Source organism: Mesorhizobium sp. M0833, assembly GCF_040319905.1.
GTDB lineage: Bacteria > Pseudomonadota > Alphaproteobacteria > Rhizobiales > Rhizobiaceae > Mesorhizobium.
This window is the reverse complement of sequence record NZ_JAMYOQ010000017.1, coordinates 1-21,554: the sequence shown is the minus strand read 5'-3', so window position 1 is coordinate 21,554 and position 21,554 is coordinate 1. Positions and strand designations below refer to the sequence as shown.

The following is a 21,554-nucleotide window of genomic DNA, read 5'->3' as shown; positions in this document are numbered from 1 at the left end:
TTGTTACCTGAACCATGTGAAGGCGACGTCTTTCTTACCCACGTCCTTACCGGCAGGGAGATCGATAAATACGCCGACCTGATAGTGCAGTTGTTCGCGAAACGCTTCCAGTTTGACTAGATCGCATCGGCGGGCCTGCGTGTTCGTCGTCATCTTTATTTCAACGACAAGTATATTCTCCTCATTAGCTCCCCGCCTGTGCACCACAATGTCAGGAAAGACGCGTTTATTTTCACCACCGCATTCAGCCGGAAGGTTCAGTCGCTTCGCGCTGCCATCAAGCCCTACGCGATTGTACTCGGCGTCAACGCGGTGATCCGGAAAAAGTGGTCGTAGATAGAGATGCGCGAGTACCGCGCCGATAGCGCGTTCGTTGACGTCAAGTTCTAGCAGCTGTGCTTGTTCGTCCAAGAACAGCCCAAGCCCTTTTTCAAAACGGCCGAGAATCTCATCGATTTCCATGAAGCGGACTTTGCCACAGATCGCCTGTCTTTTCATCTCGGCACTAGGTGATGCGGCTGTTCTGCGCGCAGTGCCTGCCATCTCAGCGCTGCGACCATCCAGTCAGGCTGCAGCCAGCTCCCCAGCCATCACGGATTTGTGCAACATGCTCGCCGGCTCTCGCCGCGAGGCCTCGTCCGCCCATCCAGGAACCCTCGGTGGACACCGAAACCGTCCAACGCCCTTCACTCCTGGACATTGGCAACTCCACTCTTAGCGCATCGCTCGGCGCCGGCTCTCCACCGCATCCAACCGCTCCTGCAGATACCCATTCAGCACGATCATCTCCTTCAGCGCCTTCACCGCATCCCCCTTATGTGATGCAATGAACCTGTCGGCGATGGCCTGCAGCGCAGCCTCCTGGCGGCTGTCCAGCGTCACGATGTAATCCATGGCGATGCCTCCGATAGTTTCTGTTCAAATTGAACAAAACGGGAACAAAAATGTCAAGAGCGAATTGACTCTGCGAGGAATGCCTTCCTATTTGTCAGTAGGCGGGGCGGTTGCTCACAAATCGAGGAGAGCCGCGATGGGCAGACGAAAAAGCCGGTTCGACAGGCTGTCGGCGAGGGATGCGGAGGCGATCATCAGGGACGCTCTGAGCCTGCGCAGGACGGTGCTGTCGTCGCAGCTGCATCTGAAGGCGCATGGCGAGCTGTTCTGGCAGCTTTGCGGGCTTGTCGAAAAATTGCACGGGGTGCTGGCCAGCGTCGCGGAGAAGGAGCCCGATTACCGGATGGCGGAGCTTGGCCTGCTTCCCCTCCCCGAGGATTACTCGACCCGGAAATGAGCCATGGCCGGGCCGATGGACAGCGTTGGACGGGCCGCCAAGGCCAACATGCTGCTTATCGTGGAGTGCGGCCATTGCTACCATGTAGGACGGTTCAGGGCGAATGACGTGGCGCAGGTGGTGGGCTGGAACAAGCCGCTGGAAGCGATCGGGTTCAGGTGCAAGCGATGCAGCCGCAAGGACACGACGGTGAAGACGCAGTTCATCGACCAGGATCATCCGCCCAAGGGCTACATCTGGGTGCTGCAGAAATTCAAGCGCTAAAACAATGAGCCTTGCGCCGGCGCCTGCTGCGGAAACTTGATCTGCGTCGCCGGCTTGTCGACGATCACCAGCGCGTCATCGGGCGCCGTGCGCTGCAGGTGTCTTGCCTCCGACCATGGCGCGCTGAGCCAAGCCTCGGTTTCTTCCGGCGTGGTCAGGATCACCGGCATTGCCTTGTCGTGGATCGGCGCGATCAGCGCGTTGGGCCTGGTCGTCATGAAGCCATAGACCTGGTGCTCGGCGGGGCCGTCCTTGACCTTGCGAATGCCCTGCCAGCGCGTCCACAGGCCGGCAAAGAAGAACAGCGGGCGGTCCTCGCCGAGCGCAAACCAGAAGTTGCGCTAAATGCCGGTCTCGGGGTCCTTGTCGCCGGGCGTCGGGCTGGGCTCGGCGAAGCTGGTGACGGGCACCACGCAGCGGTTCTCGATGCCGAGATATTGCTGCCAGTGGCCGTATTGCGGATTGCGGATATTGGTGGTGCCGTAGTCGGCCTTGCTCTTGACCCGCTCCAGTGGCGTCGGCATGCCCCACAGGAGATTGGCTAATTCGCGTTCGCCGTCCGGCGCATTGCGCACCACCGGGCCTGGCTGGTTGGGATAGATGTCGATGGAGGGTTCGAGATTGCCGATGATGTCGCGCAAGGCGCGGGTCCACTGGCGAATGGCCTCCTGGCTGGTCGTGATATTGTAAAGATTGCACATTTCAGGCCGTTCCCGGATGCTCAGGCATCTTGTTGGAAACGGCCCGGAATTTCCAGCGCTGTCCGTCGGGTTGCTGACACGGCAGGCCGTGTCAGCAATGGTTTTGTGAGACCTACCGCGCCGATTGTCTCATAGCTTGTGCGGCGACTGCCGCGAGAAAAGCCCTGGCCGCGGCATCGCAGGCCGCTCGGGACGGACCCTTGGCGAAAAGGAGAAGCTCGGCGGCTCGCATGTTGAGCCCGTGCTTTCTCGCGAATGTGACCAGATCGTAGGGTTTGTTGTCGTAAGGCTCGTCGTCGTAGTCGATCGTCAGATCGTAGTTTTCTTTCATTTTCTTCCTCCCTTTAGCGATCTCCCCCCTCCTGTCGCTAACGCAAAATTAACGTCGATGGCGTCGGGCGAGTCTACCAATCAGAGATTGTGTAAAAAATGTACGGGCTCGGATGCTCGCCCCTCGCAACCGGGCCGCGAGCAATCGCCGCGGACCGGAACGGTCGAAAAAGCCGATTATGATGGCAACGTCGGAAAAGGCTGCCACGGCCTGGTGCTGCGGGGGTGTCCGCCACGCCTACCGTGCCTAATGGCCGTCATTTTCATCTTCCTGGCCCGGTCCGCAAAGCCGGCCTCGTTGGGTTCGGCTAAAGAATAAATCCGGCTAATAACACCGTAAGGAGTAGTGACAGCGGAACGGCTGCAAGACACCAGATCTCCAACGTGTTGTTTTGCCGCGGGTCCATCGTCAGCCTCACTTTTTGGTTTTGTCATTGTGGCACCAACGGTTGGCCGGAGGTAGCGGTTCCAAGCGACGGTGTTCATAGAGCGCTGCCTGTGCTGCATATTAGCAACAGCTTGACGACCGCTGAGCCCTGTACCGCCTGGACAACTTCAGTTGGCGCCGGATTGGATGCGCATTCCGCAGGAATGCAAGCGCCCTCCGCATCAGCCGTGCGGGGATCGATCGACGCCCATGATCAGCGCCGAGCCGCATGCCCCGGAACCCGATGGGTGCATCTATCCCCGGACGAAGTTTCGCTACCACCGAGCCGATCCGATCTTCACTCACAGCCAGCGAGGCCCGTTCGCAGGGACCTAAGTCTGACCTGCCTGCGCAATGGTCCCGTGCACAGGCAACTTCGGGAACAACTGCGCCCGTCTTCAGTTGGTGGCGTCACCTCCTCGAGGAGACATCGGCGCAGAATCAGTCCCTTCATGCGCTGATTGGGGTCCGCTCGCCATTGCTGGATTTGGCAGGCGGACCCTTTGGTTCTGTAAGCTCCAGATCGAAAGCGGGTAAGCTCGGGATCACTCATCACCCCAGAAATGCTCCCGAGAAGCATGGCGGAGGTCTTCCTCACCCTGAGACGCTTGACCTGGCTTGACATTCGAGACGACCTCACAGCGCGCGCAGCGGGTCGCCCTCAGCCCTCCAGCGCCTCGTGCTGGTAAAGCTCGTCCATGCTGAGCGTCGCCAGCGCGGCGAAGGGTGCCTGCTTCTTCACGCGGCCGTGGCTCAGGATCACCACGTCGTCGCAGAACGAGATGGTGCTGCGATGATGGCTGATGACGATGGTGGTGCGGCGGCCGGCGCGCGACTTCAGCGTCTCGACGATCGCCGCCTCCGACAGTCCGTCCACCGCATTGGTGGCTTCGTCCAGGATGAGAATGTCGGGATCGCGCACCAGGGCCCTGGCCAATGCGATCCGCTGCCGCTGTCCCGCCGAGAGATTGACGCCGCGGTAGCCGACGACGGTCCTGTAGCCTTGCGGCAGTTGCTCGATGAAGCCTTGCGCTTCGGCCAGTTTTGCCGCGCGCTCGGCATCGTCGGCCGAGGCGGCGTCCTGGCCGTAAATGATGTTGTCGAAAATCGTTCCGTCGACCAGCTCCAGCTCCTGGCTGGCAAGTGCGATGTGCTTTCGCCACTGGCTGGGGTCGATGCGGTCCAAAGGCGATCCATCGACGAGGATCCTGCCGCTATCCGGTTCGACAAAGCGGCACAGGAGATTGACGATCGTCGTCTTACCGGCGCCCGACCGGCCTATCAGCGCGGTTGAGCGGCCGCTGCGCAGGTCGAAGCTCGCCGCATGCAGCACCACCGCGCGCTGTTCCGAACCGGAATAGGTAAAGGTGACGTCCTCGAACTTGATGCCTTGGCTGAGCCCGGGGAACGCCGCGTCACCTTGCGGCGGCTGGGGCTTGCCGGATGGGTCCAGCATCCACGTCACCTCTTCAAGCGATCCGCTCAGGCCCTGCAGCTGGCTCCATGCCATTTGCAAAGACCGCATATAGGGCTGCAGCCTGTAGAGCAGGATGACGAAGGCGACGATCAGCGGGAAGCTGACATTGGCGAACCAGGCGCCGATCACCACCGCCAGGAACAGCATGGCGTGCAGGATTTCGGTCAGCGGCGGCAACGCTCCCTGACGGGTCAAAAGCACGAAGGCGGCGCGGCGCACCGCATCCGACGCCTTGTCGAATGCCGCCTTCTCGCGTTGCTCCTGGCCGAAGATGCGGATCAGCCGCCCGGCATGCACCAGATGCAGCATCTGTGAGGCGAGCTGGCTGTTACGGGAGGCGACGCTGCGGCTCGGCGCCTTCAGATTGGCGGACAGCATGGCGTGCGCGACCTGCACCAGCGCCAGGCCCAGCGTGACCAGCAACGTCATCTGCCACGACAGGAGCAGCAGGAAGGTCAGCAGGATGATCGCGGCCGATGCGTTGACGATTGCCCCCAGCGTGATCTGGATGGCATCCGAGGCCCGCCAGGATTCGTTGGAGATGATGTTGAGCAGCCGCCCAGGACTTTGCTGCAGGAAGAACGGGTACCCTACCCTGAGCAGCTGCTCCGACAGCGCGCTGCGGATCGAATGGCTGGCCTTGCCGTAGATGAAGGTGGTCAGCAGCGTGTTGGCGTAGGCGAACAGGTTCTTCAGCACGATCGAGCCGAGGATGGCGACCGAAATGACGATCAGCCGGTCGCGCTCGCTCAAGCTCGCTCCGACATGCTGAAAGACGGCGGAAAAACCAGCCATGCCGGTCTGCCCCTGTTGTCCCATGATTATGTTCAGCAACGGGATGATCAGGCCGATGCCGAAGCCTTCGAGCGCGGCGCTGAGCAGCCCGAGCACCACTACGGCCGGAAGCAGGCGCAACTGCTTTTGCCCGAGCGCGCGGCGCAGCATCGGCAGGCTGGGCGGCATCAGTCGCATGATAGCGGATCACCTCGCCTCGGCATTTGCCTGCTGCTCCTGTCGCATTTCCGTTGTCTTTGACGATTTCGCCAGCAAAAGCACCGCGAACTTGGCCGCGCCGAGCAGATTCATGCCGATGATCGGCCAGTGCGACAGCTTGAGTTCACGATCGAACAGCGGGCCTTTCCCCAGTTCGCGCAAGGCTGCCCTCATCGACCAGTAGAAATGCCGAAGCAGCCACGGCGCGTGGCGGATATGCTTCAGGCAAAGCCCGCCATTGCCCATGCTGTAATCGCGATGCAGCTTTTCGATGGCCTTGCGGTCGCGCCGGCCGTGATGGTGATAGATGGTCATGTCGGGCACGTATTCGACCGGAATGCCGAGCAGCACCGCCCGGACGAGATAGTCCGTATCTTCCGCCGAGCGCAGCGGGCCGCCGGCGCCGAACCGTTCGTCGAAACGCCCGATTCGGGCGGCAACATCGCGGTGCATCGTCATGTTGCAGCCAAGCACGAAGCCGCCGGGATGGACATCCGGCGTAAGCCGCGCGCGCACCGGCGACCGCTTGATGGTGAACGGCAGGTCGCGGGGGTCGCCGATCTCGACGCGGCCGCCGCGGATGACCCGTTCGCCGGCCGCATAGTGCCGCTGCAGATCGCGCAGATAATCCTTGTGAACCGCGCAATCATCATCGACGAAGACCAGCACGCGGCCCCGCGCCCGCTCCAGCCCGGCGTTGCGCGCGGCCGCCAATCCGGGTCGCGGCTCGCAAATGGCAGTGAACGGGATGTCCGACAGTTCGGCGATGCTGGCCAGCCGTTTGGCCGTGCTGTCGGTCGAGCCGTTGTCGACAACCACCAGCTCGGCGGCAAAATCGGCATGGGCACGACACGCGGCCTGGATCGAGCTGATGCAGGGCTCGAGCACGGCGACACGGTCGCGGGTGCAGACAATGAAGCTGACCGCCGGCACCGGTCCTTGCTGCGGCCGCGGCGACATGGCCGCCGGCATCATCGAGCGGCCGCGTTGCTGGAGCTGGTGCGATTTGACGAACATGGGTTGCTAGCTCAACTGGTTCGAAGGCAAAACCGCCGCGGCCGGCACGGACTGCAGATACCGCGACAGGGCATCCACCTGCCTGGTGACCGACATCGAGGCGAGACTGAAGCGCGGCGCGAAGGCACCGGTGCGAAACACGTACTGCTCGCGGCGCCGGATGAGCTTCCATTTCGCCGTCCGTGTCAGGAATTCGTGCATCAGCAGCGGCTGCCTTTCTCCCGCTATCAGCTGATAGAGGAAATAGAACAGGTTCAGCGTGCCGGCCTGGTAGCTCGGCCTCGTCTCGGACGGAAGCGCGGCTATCCTTTCTTCCAGCGCGAGGATCCATTCGGCGGCACGGCGAATCGTCTCCATCGACAGGACCTCACCGATGGCGCGGAGGTCCTGCGTCTCTTGTGCGAGCCCTTCGCGCTCGAGGTTCTCGGCGACGATCTTCAAATGCGTCCTGCGCATTTCGCGCTTGTGCCTGTTGGTCACGCTGTCGTCATGGATACGATAGGCGATGAGGCTTTCGGGGATCATTGCTGCCGGGTAGCGATCGGTCAGCCGCCTGAACAGGTCGAAATCCTCGGCGTGCTTGTAGCTCTCGTCATAATGTAGAACGCCGTCTTCGATGACCTTCCGGTTATAAACGACCGTTGAATGCATGAAGATCGTGAAGAACATCGACAATATGCGCAGGCTATTGTCCTGGAATATCGGATCGGGCGACCCCCTGACGATGCGGTTGCCGAGCAAGGTGTCGAAGCTTGCGCCGCATAAAGCGAGGTCAGGCTGCTGGTCGAACAGTGCTACCTGCCGCGACAGGCGCCGGGGATAGGCGATGTCGTCGGCATCCATCCGGGCGACCAGATCGCCGCGGGCCATGGCCAGGCCTTCGTTCAGCGTTGCGATCAGGCCGCGGTTTTCGCGTGAGACGATCGAGATGCGGCTGTCGGCCTGGCGGTATTTCCGCAGGATCTGCAGCGAGTTGTCGGTCGAGCCGTCATCGATGGCGATGACCTCAAGATGCTTGTAATCCTGGCGCAGGATGCTGCTCAGCGCAGCGGCCAGATAAGGTCCCGCATTGTAGATCGGCAGCAGAACGGAGACTAAGGCCATTATCAGCCCCGATCGGTTCGTTGCAGCTTGCGTGGCAAGCGTGGTGCGCCATCAAGCGGCCTGCCCAGATATGCTCCGGCCGCAAGCCATCCGGCATTGCCCACGTCGATGCCTGCCGGGACGGCGCCTGGGCCTCTTCGAGCGACATAGGGGAAGTGGCGCTTGAGGCTGTTGAGTGGCTTCTCGAAAAGCAGCCACGAGACCGAAGCCAGCATGAGCGTTGCCGTTCCCGCCACCAGAAACCGCCCCGGCCCTTGCTCCGAGACGTTGAGCGGGATCCACGGCTGCGATTTGACGACCAGCGCCAGCACTATGGGATGGTAGAGATAGACGCCGTAGCTGATGCGGCCAAAACCGAGCAGCGGCGGCAGTTCGAGACCTTTTCCGATATAGCCGCCAATGCCCGTTGAACAGCTTGCAACGATGACCACCAGCGGCACGAGAGGCAGGATCTGCAACAGCAGCCAGAGGCCCCATTCCTGCACTGGGTTTTCCGGCGTCGGCGCAAACCACTGCAGAACGAAAAACGCCACCGCGAGCCCCGGCCAGCCAACTCGAAGCCATTGCGGCAATTCAGCGGTTCTTGACCGGTAGGCGGCGAGCAGCGCGCCTGACGCCAGTGCATCCATCGACGCCGGCGGCAGCAGGTCGCGCGCCAGGCTGGGCATTCCCGCGATCGGCCAATAAAAGCGATAGGCCAGCGACAGCGCGATAACGCCGATGCAGATCGATTCCAGGCGCCGGCGCGGCGCCAGCAGGATGATCAGCGGCCAGGCGATATAGAACTGCTCCTCGATGCTCAGGCTCCAGAAATGGCAGAGCAGCCAGGGCGTCCATTCATTCTGCGATGCGTACCAGAAGTTCGACAGATAGAGCGCATGCCAGGCCAGCGACCCCCTGGACTGCTCCAGGTCCACCAGCCAGACGAAACCCAGCACGGCGAAATAAGGCGGGAATATCCGCAGCGCCCGCCTGATATAGAAGGATTTCAGCGCCGGTCCGGTTTCGAATTCGGCGGCCGCTCTGGCTTCCAGCAGCAGTCGCGTGATCAGAAAGCCGCTCAGCACGAAAAACAGGCGCACGCCAATATGGCCCCAGAACGAGGATCCTCCGGCCGCGAAGAAGTGGGCGTACAGCACCATCGTCACGGCGATGGCCCTCAGCGCGTCCAATTGGGTGTCGCGCGCATTTCCCATTAGCGGCGTACGCCGGCGGGACGGCGAAACTGCCAATCGGTCAACATGGCGGCGTCGTTCACGGCGCATTTCCAATCGGTAGCGCCCCCCTCACCCAGAATAGGGCCACCATTGTGCAACGCAACACAAAAAGTTGACACATTTGAAACAGGAACGTGAGACGCTACTAATAAAGCACAAGAAACAGCAGGAACCAGCCCGAATTGTCCATTTTTGACGATTTTCACATGCTGCCTTGGCCGACCAATTTCGGCGGCAGGGGTGCTGCGATGCAACATGCTCGCCGCCGCCGCGAAGCTCGTCCGTTCGATCGCCGCCAGCGGCACCGGCGTCATCCTCGTCACGCATGATCTCTCCACGGTGCGGGCGCAGGCCGACAGGATCGTGGTCCTCAGCCTCGGACGCGTGGCCTATGATGGATCCGCCAGGCACCTGAGCGCCGACCAGCTGTGGGGCCTCATGGAGAGCGGCACCCTCGCATCCGCCGGGCAATAGGAGGGCGTGTTGAAGGAGGGGCTGCTTCGCCGCACCCACTCACGCGCAAGCTTCCCGCCTCCGGGTTACGCCTCCTTGCTCGCGTTCGCGAGCGCCACTGTGCGACGCTCCGGCAGCCCCATTCCGACGAGCGCACCGGCGAGCGAGAGCAGAGCGGAGACGTCGATTGCCGAGGTGAAGCCATCACTGAACGCGTCGGTGGACGCGAAGCTTCCGGTCCCGGCGAACACCGCACCGGCGATCGCGATCCCAGATACGCCGCCAAGAAAGCGGAACGTGTTGAACGTGCCGGCAGCCTTGCCGACCTCCGGCCGGGCGACCGCATTGAGGACCGCATTCTGCGCGGCAGGCATGGCCATCGATACGCCTGCGCCGGTAATGATCAGCGGCGCGACGAGCTGGATGTAGGGCAGATCAGGTGCTGCGATCTGCGCCAGCCAGGCCATTCCAGCCGCTTGCAGGATCAATCCGGCCACCACAAGCCAGCGCTCGCCGACGCGGTTGATCAGGCTGCCGGCGATCGGTGCAACTACAAAAAGCGTCGCGGTCCAGGGCAGCAATCCCATGCCGGCGCCGAGCGGCCCGCGGCTCTGGGAAAACTGCAGAAACTGCGGCAACAAGAATACGAGGCCGTACATGGCGGCGCAGAGCAGGAAGTTCGCACCTACGCCCGAGGAGAATGCGCGCGCCCGAAAAAACCGCAAAGGCAGCATGGGCTCACGGGTACGCAACTGCCAAAGGACGAATGCGATGGCGAGAACCAGTCCGGCCGTCAGCGCCGACAGCACTTCAGAGCTGCTCCAGCCCACGATGTTGCCGCGCATCAGACCCCAGACCACTCCAAATGCCGCCGCAGTTACCAGGACGACGCCGAGGACATCGATAGTCGTGCCCGGCCCGTGACTCTCCGGAATCCGACGCAGCACCAGCGGGATGAGGACGATGCCGACCGGGACATTGAGCCAGAAGATCCAGTGCCAGGAGAGGCCTTCGGAGATCGCACCGCCCGCCATCGGGCCGATGATCAGGGCCAGGCCGGTGATGCTGCTGAAGATACCCAGCGCCTTGCCTCGTTCCTCCGGAGGAAAAGCGACGCTCAGCAGCGCCATGGCCAGCGGCATGACCATTGCGGCACCCGCGCCCTGAACCGCGCGGGCCGCCATCAGCAATCCGGCATTTCCAGCGAGCGCGCAGGCAACCGACGCTGCGACGAACAGTGCCAATCCGGCAATGAAGATGCGGCGGCGGCCGAACCTGTCACCGAGCGCCGCCCCGGTCATGAGCAGGACGGCAAAACTCAAATTATAGGCATTCATCGTCCATTGCAGCGTCTCCAGCGAGGCATCGAGTTCGACCCGCATCGTACTTAATGCGGTCGCCACGACCATCGCATCGAGAACGACCATCAAGGAGCCTATCGACGTGAGGGCGAGAACCCAGACCTTCGTTGATGCCGCACTTTGCTTGTTCATGACTGTGGCGCCTCCGGCTTGAACAGAGGGCCTACAAGGTTCGCAGGCCCACGATGCAGAGACGCGGAGGCACCACCAAAGGATTCCAGCTAAAGAAAGTTTTTCGACCGAATCCTTTTGCCATCGTCGAGCGTCTATAGGACGCTGCGCCCGATGGCGGGCGCCTCTGCCTGGAGATACGCATGAAATCGACGCTTGTGCGATGACCGGATCCGCAATCGGCACGCCAGAAGGACGGGAGCCATTTGACCGGCTGCTCGGCGAATTGCGGCCGAAACTGCACCGCTATTGCGCCCGCATCACCGGTTCGGTGATCGATGCCGAGGATGTCGTCCAGGAAGCTACGGTCAAGGCGCTCGAGGCGTTCCCCGGGAGCGGGCCGATAGCCAATGTCGAGGGCTGGCTGTTCCGCATCGCGCACAATGCAGCGCTCGACCACCTGCGCCGTCGCGCCAGGGCGGATGCCGCGCATGCCGTCGAGGATATCGATATGATACCTGACCCCGGCATGTCGGCCGAGGGCCGACACACTGCAGCCGCAAGCCTTCAGACCTTCATGCGGCTGCCCGCGGCGCAGCGTAGCAGCGTCATTCTGATGGATGTGCTCGGGTATACGATCGAAGAGATCGGCAACATTATCGACAGCAGCGTTCCGGCGGTGAAAGCCGCACTGCATCGCGGCCGTCTGCGCCTGCGCGAGGTCGCCGGCGAGCCTGACCATCGGCCTGTGCCGGTGTTGGCCGAGCCCGAGCGGGCGCGTCTGGCAGCCTACGTAGATCGGTTCAACGCCCGCGACTTCGATGCGATCCGCGACATGCTGGCCGAAGACGTGCGGCTTGACCTCGTCAACCGGCTCCGGGCGAGCGGCCGCGCGAAAGTGAGCCGATACTTCCACAATTACGCGGGTATCCACGATTGGCAACTGCTTCCAGGCCTGGTCGATCGGCACCCAGCCATTCTTGTGATCGATCCGGATGACCCGGCCGGAGGGGCAAAATACTTCATCCTGCTGGAATGGGCGGGCGACAGATTGGCGAGAATTCGCGATTTCCGCTATGCGCGCTACACGCTTGATGGCGCCGAAGTAGTGCCTCTGCGGGCATAGCAATTCGCGTTTCATAATGCCGAACAACCACTGCCAGGATCGCGGCCGCTTGCCGTCCAAGCGGCCGCCCTTTTTCGTCGATCCTGCTTTAAGCCGGTTGCAACTCCCTGCGCGGCAGCGGCGGGAAGGCGATCGCAATCGCCATCGCGCCAAGCCCGACAAGGGCCGAGCCGATGAACAGCCAGGAATAGCTGGCATAGGCATCGAACACCATGCCGCCGGCGAGCGGGCCGAAAGCCATGCCAAGGCTGGACAGCATGGTTACGGCACCGAACACGGTGCCGAGGATGCGCTGGCCAAAATATTCGCGCGCCAGCACCGCATAGAGCGGCATGACGCCGCCATAGGTGGCGCCGAAGATGATGGCCAGCGTGTAGAATTGACCAAGCTCGCTGACGGCCAGATAGGCGGCGATAACCACGGCCTGTATGGCCAGCCCGGTGATCAGCACCGGCTTGACGCCAAGCCGGTCGGCGAGCACGCCGTAAAGCAGCCGGCCACCCAGCCCTGCCAGGCCCTCGATGCTGTAGATGCTGACCGCTGCCATCGGCGCGATGCCGCACAGCATGGCATAGCTCACCATGTGGAAGATCGGCCCGGAATGGGCGGCGCAGCAGGCAAAGAAGGTCAGTCCCAACACGATGAATTGCGGCGAGCGCAGCGCCTGCGGAACCGTCATGCCGGCACCCTCGGCGGCAACGCTTGGGGCAGCGCCTTCGGCAGCGGGTTTGGGCGGCTGGCGCACCAGAAGCGCGGCCGGCAGTAGCAGCACCCACGCGGTAATGCCGATGTCGAACATCGCGGTGCGCCAGTCGTAGGCCGAAATCAGCCAGCGCGCGAAGGGCGAGATGGTCATTGGCGCCACGCCCATACCGGCCGAGACCAGCGAGACGGCGAGGCTGCGGTTCGTTTCGAACCAGGCGGAGGTTAGCGCGATCATCGGCGCGAAGAAGGCGCTTGCCGCGAGGCCGACGAGCACGCCGTAGGCCAACTGGAAAACGAGCAGCGAACCGGTGCGGCTGGCCAGCACCAGCGCCAGGCCGAGCAGGACGGCGCCGGTCATGACGACGATGCGGGCGCCGAAGCGGTCGTAAATGGCGCCCCAGGCGAAGCCGCCGACGCCCATTACCAGGAAGTTCAGCGTCATCGCGCTCGATATGCCGGCGCGCGACCATTGTGTGTCGAGCGCCATCGGTTCGAGGAAGATCGCCAGTGAGAACATCGCCCCGAGAGCGACACAGGTCATCAGCGCGCCAGCTGCGACGATAACCCAACGATAGGGAAGGCTCATTTCAATTTTCTCCCATGCCGGAAGCGTTGATACGGCACGACCTTTTCGAGCTTCGCCGAGCCGCTTGCGTCCGAAGGACGTTGGAGATGTTTTGAATCCGACAATCCGGTTGCATTTTTTATCCAGTCAGAAAATTGCGCCGCTCAACTGCTCCAATGCATTGACCGTGCATCGTCCCGAGCTAGATTTCCAGCCTGGCCATCAGGAGCTATCGGGTATGGAACTTCATCGCGGCCGTCTCATCGACCACCTCCACTTGGTGGTCAGGGATCTCAAGGCCAGCCGCCGCTTCTACGAGGCTGTTCTCAACGTGCTCGACATACCGATCGGTGGCGCCGGCGATGATTATTTCTGGGCCGACGAACTGTTCATTTCCAGCCCCGACAGCCCGGCGGCCCTGGGAAAGCTGACCGGGCGCCATCACCTTGCCTTCCAGGCAAAGGACCGTGCGATGGTCGAAGCCTTCTACAAGGCCGGGCTTGAGGCCGGCGGCACCGACAATGGTGCGCCGGGCGAGCGATCCTACCATCCCGGCTATTACGCCGCCTTCCTGCTCGATCCCGACGGCAACAATATCGAGGCCGTCCACCACGGCCCGGCCAGCCGCAGCGCCGATTCAGTGAAGATCACTTTCTAGCTTCCGGTAAAGGTGGTGCGCACCGGCCGGCACGGTTGGTCTCTGCCAAACCTGGGTGCTTGCGTCAGACCGCGTCTGCCCTATCGCGTCAGCGCCGCCATCTGGCTCGCCAGGAAGTCGACGAAGAGCCGCGCCCGGACCGGTAGCTGCCGCCCGTAGGCATGGACGATATGCACCGGCATGGTCGGCATCGCCACCTCGGGCAGGATGCGGACCAAGCGGCCCGCGTCAAGATCGCCCTGCACCGCAAACCGCATCAGATGCGCTATTCCCGCACCGGCAAGTGCTGCATTGCGGATGGCGCCGCCATCATCGGTATCGAGCCGCCCATTCGGGACGATCATCGTACCGTCGGCAAAGGTGACCGGATAGGGCCGGCCGGCCATCTGGTAGCGGATGAAGTCATGGTTCGCCAGATCCTCGACCGATGCCGGACGGCCGCGCCGCTCGACATACGCCGGCGAGGCCACCAGCACGATCGGCAGATTGGCGATCTTGCGGGCAACCAGCCCGGTGTCCGACAGCGCCCCCATGCGCACGGCAACGTCATAGCCTTCGCGGATCAGATCGGCGTGACGGTCGGTGACGCTGAACTCGACCTTCACTTCGCCATGCTGCGCAAGGAACGCCTGCGCCCATGTCGCGATCAGGCCGCGCCCGAGCTCGACCGGCGCTGTAACGCGCAGCAGGCCGCGCGCCATATCGGCCACCTGGACGATGTCTTCGGCATCGTCCAGCGCCCTGAGCAGCGGCGCCACCCGCTCGTAGTAGGCGAGGCCTTCGCTGGTGAGCCCGAGCCGACGCGTCGAGCGCTGGATCAGCCTGACCCCGAGCCGCCGCTCGAGCCGTGCCACGCTTTTCGACACCGCCGATGGGCTCGAGCCGACCAGCCGGCTGGCAGCATGGAACGAGCCGGCATCGACGGTTCGGACGAAGGCGACGAGACCGGTGGTCTTTTCGAGGATGGTGGTCATTCCGGAATTCCAGGCACGAAAGAATGGATCATGATGATCCTAACACGCTTTTTGATCATCATTAATACCGCTCATCGTCGACAAAGGAGAGATTGATGAGCAAGCTGAACGGCAAGGTCGCCATCGTCACCGGCGCGTCCAAGGGTATCGGCGCCGCCATTGCCAAGGGTCTTGCCACGGCCGGTGCCGCGGTGGTCGTCAACTACCCCTCGTCACGGGAAGGCGCCGACCGCGTCGTCGCGGAGATCGAGGACCGTGGCGGCCGCGCCGTCGCCGTCCAGGGCGACGTATCGCAATCGGCCGACGTGCGCCGCCTGTTCGAGGCGGCGAAGTCGGAGTTCGGCGGGCTCGACATATTGGTCAACAATGCCGGCGTCTTCGCATTCGAGCCCCTGGAAGCGGTGACGGAGGCCGAGTTCCACCGTGAGTTCGACACCAATGTGCTGGGCATCATTCTGACCACGCAAGCAGCAGTGAGCCATTTTGGCCCGAGCGGCGGCAGCATCATCAACATAAGCTCGGTCGCCAGCCGCAATCCGCAGCCGAACTCGCTCGTCTATGCCGCCACCAAGGGCGCGGTGGACACGATCACGCTGTCGATGTCGCGGGAACTCGGCGCCCGCAATATCCGCGTCAACGCCATTGCGCCCGGCGGCGTCGACACCGAGGGCCTCGAGCGTATCGGCATCGTCGGCAGCGACTTCGAAAAACAGATCGTCGCCATGACACCGCTCGGCCGCTTCGGCCTGCCCGACGACGTCGCTCGCGTCGCGGTGTTCCTCGCTTCCGACGAAGCGTCATGGCTGACCGGCGAGCGCATCACCGCCTCGGGCGGCTGGCGATAGATATGCAGGGCGCGGACCTGCCGTTTTACGGACCATGCCCCCGCAGCGTGACATCGAGGAACACCGCAATCGATGACGACGGGGATCCAAGCCCTATGTTTCTCAGCAAGGGAGGAGCGCCGTGCGCTATCGATGACCGCTAGATGCCAAGGAGGTAACGGATGACGGGCGACGAAAAAGCAATCCGAAGGCTGGTCGAGACGTGGATGGATGCGAGCAAGCGTGGTGACATTGCGACCGTGCTCAGCTTGATGACGGACGACGCGATCTTCATGGTTCCCGGCCGGGAACCCTTCGACAAGGAGATCTTCGCGGCAGCCGCGCGGGAGACGGCCGGCGTTCATATCGACGGCACCAGCGATATCGTGGAATTACAGCTTCTCGGCAATTGGGCCTTCATCCGCAGCCGCATCGACATGACGGCGACTCCGCCGAATGGCGAGCCGGTCCATCGATCGGGATATGCACTGACGCTGCTGCGCAAGGAGGCAGACGGTGAGTGGCGGCTCGCGCGCGACGCGAACCTGCTGACTGCGCAAGGCTAGCGCCGGTCTCCGGCATCCTGCACCGGAAGGCGGGCAAAGGGAGAGCGGCCAAGGGGGACCGATAAGATGGCGAGGATGCGATGCAAGCCGCCCTGAACAGTGTTCCTCCTCTACCTGATCACACGGGCAAGAGGGCGTTCGGCTTGACATCGGCGATGGAGGCGAAAGTGTGCGTTTCGCGCACACCCGGCAGCGGCAGGATGACCCGCTGCAGGAAGTCCTGGAACACCGCCATATCGGCGATCCGCGCCTTGACCAGATAGTCGAAGCCGCCAACCACCATATGGCACTCCAGAACCTCCGGGGCTTTCGCCACGGCTTCGGCAAAACGGTCAAAGACATGCGGCGCCGTGTGGTCAAGCCGGACCTCGATGAACACCAGCGTTCCCCGGCCGACCTTGCGCGGATCAAGCACGGCTCTGACCGCGGTGATGAACCCGTCGCGGAACAGGCGCTTCACCCGCTGGCTGGTTCCGGTCGGCGACAGCCCGATACGCCCGGCCAGATCAAGCGTCGTCCGGCGCCCGTCCTCCTGCAGCAGCCGGAGCAAGCTGCGGTCTATCTGGTCGAGGTCGTCCATTTCACAATCCACTCTATCTCAGGGATTTATGTGTTGATTTCACGCAGAGATGCCAAAATCAACGTATTTCATCACATGAAACCTCGCAATAGCTTGCACTTCCCTCACCCACGCGAAGCAAACGTGGTGAGCCGATTTCGACGAACAAAGGGAGTGCAGGATGACCAAGGAAGCGTTCAGTCCAGCTGGCAAGAGTGCGGCGGAAATCAGCAAGGGAGCGACCGAGATCCTGGTGCTGAGCGAAGCCGACGTGATGGCGTGCATCGACCTCAGCCAGCTTCTCGATGTTCTGGAAGACGGCTTCAAGGCGCTGTCACAAGGTAAGGTCGTCAATCCACCCCGGCCACAGCTCGACATCCCCGGAGCCGGCTACAGCCTCGCCATGCCGGCCTGGATGGAAGGCATGAACCTGACCGTCAAGATCGTCAATGTCTTCGAAGGCAACTTGGCCAAGAACCTGCCCAGCCACCTCGCCACCATCAGCCTGTTCGATCCGCTGTCCGGCCTGCCGGTCTGCATCATGGACGGCACCTTCATAACGGCGGTGCGAACCTCCGGCTCCGCTGTGCTGTCGGTGCGCGCGCTTGCCCGCCGGGATGCCAGGATAGCGACAGTGGTCGGCGCCGGCGTGCAGGCCAACCAGCATCTCCATTTGTTGCCGCTGGTGCGGGACTTTACCGAAATCCGCGTCGCTTCGAAGAGCTTCGACGATGCGGCAGCGCTTGCCCGGCTGCACCCGTCGGTGGTGGCGGTCGCCGACCTCGAGGCGGCAGTGCGCAGTTCCGACGTGGTGTGCCTGGCGACCCACTCCTATCAGCCGGTGATCGACGCAGGCTGGGTCCAGCCCGGCACGCATGTCTCGTCGGTCGGGGTGGCGCCGCCCCGCGGTGAAATGCCGATCGAGCTCATCGCCAAATCCAGTCTTTTTGTCGAAACCAAGGATGCATTCAAACCGACCCCGGTCGGTTCCTGCGAGCTTGCCGGCTTCGACCCGGATTTCGGCACCGAGCTTGGCGCCATGCTGCTCGACCGCGCGCCGGGCCGCGTTTCGGATCAGCAGATCACCACCTACAAGGCGATGGGCATTGCGATGGAAGACATGGTCGCCGCCGACCTCGCCTATCGCTGCGCCCGGCGTCTGCGCAAGGGAAAGCTCGTCGTGCTGTAGGCGCGTGCCGCCTCACGCAGGCTCGCGCTTCAATGCCTGTGCCATGCAGTGGATGCCGCCGCCGGTCTTCGAGATTTCGCTCATGTCGATGGCCGCCACCTCGAAGCCGCGCGCTTTGAGCTGGCCGATCAGCGTCTGGCTCGAAGTCGGCGCGATCACCCTGTCCTTGCCCAGCGACATGAAGTTGCAGCCGAGCGCCATCGTGTCCTGGAACGGCACGTCGATGATCTCGTGGCCCTTGCCCTTCAGCCAGTCGACGATGCCGGGCTCCGTACAGGCAAGGCAGACGGCGGTCAGTTTCTCAGCGATCGGCACCACCATCAGGTCGATATGGACGTAGTATTCGTCGATGAAGGCGATGCGTGTCTCCCAGCCCTCCTTGTCGAACCAGGCCTGCACCTGACGGGCGCCCTCCTCCTGCGTGCGGGCGCCGCCGCAGCCGATCAGCACCACGCCATCCTCGATGACATTGAAGTCGCCGCCTTCGAAGGTGCCGGCGGTGACCATGTCGTAGATCGGGATGCCGAGCTTCTCATAGGTGCGGATCGCTGCGTAGTTCTCGCCGCGCCGCCACCACTGGGCCATCGCGGTGATAATGGCGCCGTACGGCGTCATGACGCTCGAATCGCGCGAATAGACCTGCATCGGCAGCTCCGGCGTCGGCTCGTGCCAGTGGATGTTGACGCCGAAATGCTCATAGGCGGCGACCAGGTCCTTGTGCTGTGCCTGCGCGATCTGGAGGTTGCAAGGCGCCTCGCGCAGATGTTTTCGCGACAGCGAGCTGGTCGAGAGATGGCGCAGGAAATTCGGCGAGCCGAGCAGCAAGTCGGTCAGCACGTCGGTCTCGTTGGCGAAACCCCAGGCGGTCAACGGCTTGGTGCCGCCCGCCGGGTTGCGGCGCTGCAGCGAAAACGGCTCGGCGACGATGCGGTCATGGACGGTCATGGGTCTCTCCTCGTGATGGGGGCGGCTGGTTGATCATGCGGCTTGGTTGCTTGGTATCCACCAATCCCGTCCGCGCGGGGTGGTGATGTATTCCGGCCAGCGAAATCCGATCGGCGGATCGTAGTCGCAGAGTGGGGCGATCCAGTTCGAGCCGCCGATGCCACCGCCGGTTCGGGCGACGAATTCGTCCATCGCCGCGTCGCGCGCAGCCTCGTCTTCCAACAAGCGAAGTGCCGCGAGCGCAATGGTCTTTGCGGCGCAGATGACCATCGGGTCGATGGTGGCAGAAATGCCGCCCAGCGCATTCATCGCCCAGCCCGGATAGGCGTGACCATTCTCCGAGCGCAGGGCCGGGCGGGCGACATAGAACCGCGCCGTCGGCGCATGCCACGACATATCCGTATAGTCGTCGGAAGTCGAATTGAGCTGCGATGGCGGCAGGTCGCGACGCAGCAGCGCCTCTGCATCCTGCGGCGCAATCAGCCGCTCCAGCTCGGCGATGAACGGTTCGTCGCTCGCCTCGCCGCCGGCATTGACCTGGATTTCGCGGGCGATCGCCTTGGCCGTCTCGTCCCAGCGCGGCGGCCCGACCGCCGCCAGCGCGTCGAAGGCAATGCCGGCCATGACGTGATTGGCCAGCCCCGGCCGCGACTTCGACACCCAGTGCCGCTCATGGCGGCAGCCGCTCATCCTGGCTGCGGCTTCCGCATTGCGGTCGAGCATGGCGGTGACCTGCTCGGCCATAGCAAGCGTCGGCACGCGGATCATGTACTGGATCTCGGCCAGCCCGGCCGGCAGATTGTCGGCGGTCGCCTGGCCCGCCGTCAGGATCGCCTCGCTGATCGACCAGCCGCCCTGATGCGGCAGCATGGAATCGCGCAGCGCCTTGGACGCCATGTACATCATCATGAGCGCGTCGTTGGCGCCGGGCGCCCTGACCGCCGAATGCGCCTGCGGGATGGGTGCTGCGGTGCCTGCCGCCCTCGCCCAATGTTCCGGCTCGTCGCAGATGAAGCGGTGGATCATCGCATAGGCCGCACCGCAATGCGTGTCCCAGCGCGCCGTGTTGCAGAGCGGCAGCATGTAGAAAGGATGGAAGGAGATCATACCCGCCAGCCCATCGTAATAGCCCTTCGCGGCATGGATCGGCTTCGATCCCCTCACCTTCTCCGCCGGCTCGCCGGTGAAGCGCAGCGTGCCTGATATGCCGTGGCGCTGCATTGCTGCCTTGGTCGCCAAAAGGCCGCCGAGGCTGGCAATGCCGAGGCCGGAATGCGGATCGGTGTGGCCGCCCGCCTGTTCGCCGAGGCCCGGACGCGGTCGCTTCACCGTTGCCGCGTCCTGGCAATTGCCCGGCACCGCGTCGTATTCGGCGTACATGCCGATCGTCGGGCCGGTCCCGTTAATCCAATGGGCGCAGAAGGCCGTTGGCATACCCCCGGAGCCTTCCTCGACCGAAAAGCCTTCGTGCTTCAACTGCTCCACATACCAGGTGGCCGACTGGTATTCGCGCCAGGCGGTCTCGCCGAAGTCGAAGATGGTCCGCGTCCACGCCGACAGGGACGGCTGGATGTCGTCCAGACAGGCAAGCGCGGTCGCTTGTGCCGAGGTCATCGATTTCTCCATGGCGGAAAGAAAGCAGTGAAGCGCCCCGCCAAAAAGTGATATGTTTTCCCGGCTCATGCAAATTCGGTTCACCTCTTGAGAATTCCCTCGACGCAGGCGCTGCGCGCCCTCGACAGTTTTGCCCGCCACGGCAGCGTCTGGCGCGCCGCCGACGAACTGCATCTGACCCGCAGTGCGGTGAGCCATCAATTGCGCCTGCTCGAACGCGACCTCGGCTTCGATCTGCTCGAACGCATCGGCAAGGGCGTGGCGCTCACGCCACGCGGCCAGCGCTATGCCAGCGACGTGCGCAAGGCGCTGACGGTGTTGGGTGACGCGGTGACGCGCCATGCCGGCACCGGCGTCGGCGGTTCGTTCAGCGTCAGTTGCACCCCCGGCTTCGCCTCGCTTTTCCTGTGCACTCACATTGGCGAATTCCGGCAGATGTATCCCGACGTCGCGCTCCGCATCCTGACGCCGCGCCGCCTCGATGACGTCAGCAATGCCGAGGCCGATGCCTTCATCGCCTTTGGCGTCGGCAACTGGCCGAACCGCGCGGTCGAGCTGTTGTGCGAGATCTCGTTCACGCCGCTGTGCAGCCCGACGCTGCTCAACAAGATCGGCGGCTTCTCCAAGCCGGCAGACGTGCTGCGCGCCAATCTCCTGCATCTCGGTGACACCGAGGACTGGGCGCGTTGGCTGGCGCTGTCCAAGGTCGAGAACCCCGACCCGGAAGGCGGCATCTTCTTTTCCGACATGAACCTGGTCTTTTCGGCGGCGATCGCCGGCCAGGGCATCGCCATGGGCGACGAGCTGACCAGCGGCCGGGCACTGAGCGAAGGCCGGCTGGTGCGCCCCTTCGACATAGCGATCAATTCCCCGCGCTCGTATTTTCTGGTCTCGGAACATGCCAAGGCGGCGCATCCCGTGCTGGAGGCGTTTGGGCGGTGGCTGAGGTCGAAGCTGTCGGAGAACCAGCGTTAATCTCCCCCCTCGAGGCAGGGCTATCGCATATGAGTGATGGCATTGATGAGATAGTCGTCGTTCCAGGCGCATTTCTTGATGCGATGGCTGATGGGGACTTTGGCAGCA

Annotated in this window: 22 protein-coding genes and 1 pseudogene; 9 read left to right on the top strand and 14 right to left on the bottom strand. The window is 63.2% G+C overall.

What is annotated here, in order from left to right; genetic code table 11:
* Positions 1-3: 3 nt before the first annotated feature.
* Together NKH98_RS19565 and NKH98_RS19560 are read right to left on the bottom strand one after the other, a co-directional pair.
* Entirely contained in the window at positions 4-543 is a 540-nt protein-coding gene (locus NKH98_RS19565) for a hypothetical protein (protein ID WP_352900751.1), read from the bottom strand.
* A gap of 171 nt (positions 544-714) precedes the next feature.
* Complete coding sequence (locus NKH98_RS19560) at positions 715-894, bottom strand: hypothetical protein (protein WP_352900748.1); 180 nt, start codon at positions 892-894, stop codon at positions 715-717.
* 136 nt (positions 895-1,030) lie between these two features.
* Between NKH98_RS19560 and NKH98_RS19555 the strand changes: the two genes are divergently transcribed.
* The gene (locus tag NKH98_RS19555; RefSeq protein WP_352475623.1) at positions 1,031-1,291 is read left to right on the top strand and encodes a hypothetical protein; all 261 of its coding nucleotides are present in this window, start codon (positions 1,031-1,033) and stop codon (positions 1,289-1,291) included.
* Positions 1,292-1,294: 3 nt separating this feature from the next.
* Positions 1,295-1,555, top strand: coding sequence for a hypothetical protein (locus tag NKH98_RS19550; RefSeq protein ID WP_352621366.1), 261 nt, complete (start codon positions 1,295-1,297; stop codon positions 1,553-1,555).
* Here NKH98_RS19550 and NKH98_RS19545 read toward each other — a convergent pair.
* The 6 genes and pseudogenes from NKH98_RS19545 to NKH98_RS19520 form a co-directional block, all read right to left on the bottom strand.
* A pseudogene (locus NKH98_RS19545) lies at positions 1,552-2,256 on the bottom strand (SOS response-associated peptidase). The gene NKH98_RS19550 and the pseudogene NKH98_RS19545 overlap by 4 nt on opposite strands.
* 112 nt (positions 2,257-2,368) lie before the next feature.
* Positions 2,369-2,587: a hypothetical protein gene (locus tag NKH98_RS19540; protein ID WP_352822714.1), complete on the bottom strand. Its 219-nt coding sequence runs from the start codon at positions 2,585-2,587 to the stop codon at positions 2,369-2,371.
* 1,087 nt (positions 2,588-3,674) lie between these two features.
* Complete coding sequence (locus NKH98_RS19535; protein ID WP_502894280.1) at positions 3,675-5,462, bottom strand: ABC transporter ATP-binding protein; 1,788 nt, start codon at positions 5,460-5,462, stop codon at positions 3,675-3,677.
* Between the two features lie 9 nt (positions 5,463-5,471).
* Positions 5,472-6,443, bottom strand: a complete 972-nt coding sequence (locus NKH98_RS19530) for a glycosyltransferase family 2 protein (protein ID WP_352900975.1) — start codon at positions 6,441-6,443, stop codon at positions 5,472-5,474.
* 63 nt (positions 6,444-6,506) lie between these two features.
* Positions 6,507-7,604 (bottom strand): glycosyltransferase family 2 protein, encoded by a 1,098-nt coding sequence (locus tag NKH98_RS19525; protein WP_352900746.1) that lies wholly within the window; start codon positions 7,602-7,604, stop codon positions 6,507-6,509.
* Between the two features lie 2 nt (positions 7,605-7,606).
* Positions 7,607-8,800 carry an acyltransferase family protein gene (locus tag NKH98_RS19520; protein ID WP_352900743.1) on the bottom strand — a complete coding sequence of 398 codons (1,194 nt, stop codon included), beginning with the start codon at positions 8,798-8,800 and terminating at the stop codon, positions 7,607-7,609.
* A gap of 276 nt (positions 8,801-9,076) precedes the next feature.
* Between NKH98_RS19520 and NKH98_RS19515 the strand changes: the two genes are divergently transcribed.
* Complete coding sequence (locus NKH98_RS19515) at positions 9,077-9,295, top strand: ATP-binding cassette domain-containing protein (RefSeq protein WP_352900740.1); 219 nt, start codon at positions 9,077-9,079, stop codon at positions 9,293-9,295.
* 65 nt (positions 9,296-9,360) lie between these two features.
* Here NKH98_RS19515 and NKH98_RS19510 read toward each other — a convergent pair whose 3' ends face one another.
* The gene (locus NKH98_RS19510; RefSeq protein WP_352900738.1) at positions 9,361-10,767 is read right to left on the bottom strand and encodes a DHA2 family efflux MFS transporter permease subunit; all 1,407 of its coding nucleotides are present in this window, start codon (positions 10,765-10,767) and stop codon (positions 9,361-9,363) included.
* 202 nt (positions 10,768-10,969) lie between these two features.
* On the opposite strand from NKH98_RS19510, the gene NKH98_RS19505 reads away from it, so the two are divergent.
* A complete protein-coding gene (locus NKH98_RS19505) occupies positions 10,970-11,872 on the top strand; it encodes a sigma-70 family RNA polymerase sigma factor (protein ID WP_352900736.1) in 903 nt (300 codons plus the stop codon).
* Positions 11,873-11,960: 88 nt separating this feature from the next.
* Here the strand turns inward: NKH98_RS19505 and NKH98_RS19500 are convergent, their stop codons facing one another.
* Positions 11,961-13,163, bottom strand: a complete 1,203-nt coding sequence (locus tag NKH98_RS19500; RefSeq protein ID WP_352900733.1) for an MFS transporter — start codon at positions 13,161-13,163, stop codon at positions 11,961-11,963.
* A 217-nt stretch (positions 13,164-13,380) separates the two neighbouring features.
* On the opposite strand from NKH98_RS19500, the gene NKH98_RS19495 reads away from it, so the two are divergent.
* Complete coding sequence (locus tag NKH98_RS19495) at positions 13,381-13,800, top strand: VOC family protein (RefSeq protein WP_352900731.1); 420 nt, start codon at positions 13,381-13,383, stop codon at positions 13,798-13,800.
* 80 nt (positions 13,801-13,880) lie between these two features.
* Here NKH98_RS19495 and NKH98_RS19490 read toward each other — a convergent pair whose 3' ends face one another.
* Complete coding sequence (locus NKH98_RS19490; protein ID WP_352900729.1) at positions 13,881-14,774, bottom strand: LysR family transcriptional regulator; 894 nt, start codon at positions 14,772-14,774, stop codon at positions 13,881-13,883.
* A 95-nt stretch (positions 14,775-14,869) separates the two neighbouring features.
* Between NKH98_RS19490 and NKH98_RS19485 the strand changes: the two genes are divergently transcribed.
* Together NKH98_RS19485 and NKH98_RS19480 are read left to right on the top strand one after the other, a co-directional pair.
* Positions 14,870-15,619, top strand: a complete 750-nt coding sequence (locus NKH98_RS19485) for an SDR family NAD(P)-dependent oxidoreductase (protein ID WP_352900727.1) — start codon at positions 14,870-14,872, stop codon at positions 15,617-15,619.
* A 161-nt stretch (positions 15,620-15,780) separates the two neighbouring features.
* A complete protein-coding gene (locus NKH98_RS19480) occupies positions 15,781-16,164 on the top strand; it encodes a YybH family protein (protein ID WP_352705684.1) in 384 nt (127 codons plus the stop codon).
* 118 nt (positions 16,165-16,282) lie between these two features.
* Here NKH98_RS19480 and NKH98_RS19475 read toward each other — a convergent pair whose 3' ends face one another.
* A complete protein-coding gene (locus NKH98_RS19475) occupies positions 16,283-16,744 on the bottom strand; it encodes an Lrp/AsnC family transcriptional regulator (protein ID WP_254819434.1) in 462 nt (153 codons plus the stop codon).
* Between the two features lie 160 nt (positions 16,745-16,904).
* On the opposite strand from NKH98_RS19475, the gene NKH98_RS19470 reads away from it, so the two are divergent.
* Positions 16,905-17,912 (top strand): ornithine cyclodeaminase family protein, encoded by a 1,008-nt coding sequence (locus tag NKH98_RS19470; protein ID WP_352649640.1) that lies wholly within the window; start codon positions 16,905-16,907, stop codon positions 17,910-17,912.
* A gap of 12 nt (positions 17,913-17,924) precedes the next feature.
* On the opposite strand, the gene NKH98_RS19465 is transcribed toward NKH98_RS19470, so the two are convergent.
* Both NKH98_RS19465 and NKH98_RS19460 read right to left on the bottom strand, forming a co-directional pair.
* Positions 17,925-18,857 (bottom strand): dimethylarginine dimethylaminohydrolase family protein, encoded by a 933-nt coding sequence (locus NKH98_RS19465; protein WP_352900723.1) that lies wholly within the window; start codon positions 18,855-18,857, stop codon positions 17,925-17,927.
* 33 nt (positions 18,858-18,890) lie between these two features.
* Positions 18,891-20,471, bottom strand: a complete 1,581-nt coding sequence (locus NKH98_RS19460; protein WP_352649641.1) for a zinc-binding metallopeptidase family protein — start codon at positions 20,469-20,471, stop codon at positions 18,891-18,893.
* A gap of 87 nt (positions 20,472-20,558) precedes the next feature.
* On the opposite strand from NKH98_RS19460, the gene NKH98_RS19455 reads away from it, so the two are divergent.
* A complete protein-coding gene (locus NKH98_RS19455; RefSeq protein ID WP_254819437.1) occupies positions 20,559-21,446 on the top strand; it encodes a LysR substrate-binding domain-containing protein in 888 nt (295 codons plus the stop codon).
* Positions 21,447-21,554: the final 108 nt, after the last annotated feature.

What these genes read in the sequence shown, in the direction of transcription:
- NKH98_RS19565 (WP_352900751.1), bottom strand. Translation starts at nt 543, where the DNA reads ATGGCAGGCACTGCGCGCAGAACAGCCGCATCACCTAGTGCCGAGATG.
- NKH98_RS19560 (WP_352900748.1), bottom strand. Translation starts at nt 894, where the DNA reads ATGGATTACATCGTGACGCTGGACAGCCGCCAGGAGGCTGCGCTGCAG.
- NKH98_RS19555 (WP_352475623.1), top strand. Translation starts at nt 1,031, where the DNA reads ATGGGCAGACGAAAAAGCCGGTTCGACAGGCTGTCGGCGAGGGATGCG.
- NKH98_RS19550 (WP_352621366.1), top strand. Translation starts at nt 1,295, where the DNA reads ATGGCCGGGCCGATGGACAGCGTTGGACGGGCCGCCAAGGCCAACATG.
- NKH98_RS19540 (WP_352822714.1), bottom strand. Translation starts at nt 2,587, where the DNA reads ATGAAAGAAAACTACGATCTGACGATCGACTACGACGACGAGCCTTAC.
- NKH98_RS19535 (WP_502894280.1), bottom strand. Translation starts at nt 5,462, where the DNA reads ATGCGACTGATGCCGCCCAGCCTGCCGATGCTGCGCCGCGCGCTCGGG.
- NKH98_RS19530 (WP_352900975.1), bottom strand. Translation starts at nt 6,443, where the DNA reads ATGTCGCCGCGGCCGCAGCAAGGACCGGTGCCGGCGGTCAGCTTCATT.
- NKH98_RS19525 (WP_352900746.1), bottom strand. Translation starts at nt 7,604, where the DNA reads ATGGCCTTAGTCTCCGTTCTGCTGCCGATCTACAATGCGGGACCTTAT.
- NKH98_RS19520 (WP_352900743.1), bottom strand. Translation starts at nt 8,800, where the DNA reads ATGGGAAATGCGCGCGACACCCAATTGGACGCGCTGAGGGCCATCGCC.
- NKH98_RS19515 (WP_352900740.1), top strand. Translation starts at nt 9,077, where the DNA reads ATGCTCGCCGCCGCCGCGAAGCTCGTCCGTTCGATCGCCGCCAGCGGC.
- NKH98_RS19510 (WP_352900738.1), bottom strand. Translation starts at nt 10,767, where the DNA reads ATGAACAAGCAAAGTGCGGCATCAACGAAGGTCTGGGTTCTCGCCCTC.
- NKH98_RS19505 (WP_352900736.1), top strand. Translation starts at nt 10,970, where the DNA reads ATGACCGGATCCGCAATCGGCACGCCAGAAGGACGGGAGCCATTTGAC.
- NKH98_RS19500 (WP_352900733.1), bottom strand. Translation starts at nt 13,163, where the DNA reads ATGAGCCTTCCCTATCGTTGGGTTATCGTCGCAGCTGGCGCGCTGATG.
- NKH98_RS19495 (WP_352900731.1), top strand. Translation starts at nt 13,381, where the DNA reads ATGGAACTTCATCGCGGCCGTCTCATCGACCACCTCCACTTGGTGGTC.
- NKH98_RS19490 (WP_352900729.1), bottom strand. Translation starts at nt 14,774, where the DNA reads ATGACCACCATCCTCGAAAAGACCACCGGTCTCGTCGCCTTCGTCCGA.
- NKH98_RS19485 (WP_352900727.1), top strand. Translation starts at nt 14,870, where the DNA reads ATGAGCAAGCTGAACGGCAAGGTCGCCATCGTCACCGGCGCGTCCAAG.
- NKH98_RS19480 (WP_352705684.1), top strand. Translation starts at nt 15,781, where the DNA reads ATGACGGGCGACGAAAAAGCAATCCGAAGGCTGGTCGAGACGTGGATG.
- NKH98_RS19475 (WP_254819434.1), bottom strand. Translation starts at nt 16,744, where the DNA reads ATGGACGACCTCGACCAGATAGACCGCAGCTTGCTCCGGCTGCTGCAG.
- NKH98_RS19470 (WP_352649640.1), top strand. Translation starts at nt 16,905, where the DNA reads ATGACCAAGGAAGCGTTCAGTCCAGCTGGCAAGAGTGCGGCGGAAATC.
- NKH98_RS19465 (WP_352900723.1), bottom strand. Translation starts at nt 18,857, where the DNA reads ATGACCGTCCATGACCGCATCGTCGCCGAGCCGTTTTCGCTGCAGCGC.
- NKH98_RS19460 (WP_352649641.1), bottom strand. Translation starts at nt 20,471, where the DNA reads ATGACCTCGGCACAAGCGACCGCGCTTGCCTGTCTGGACGACATCCAG.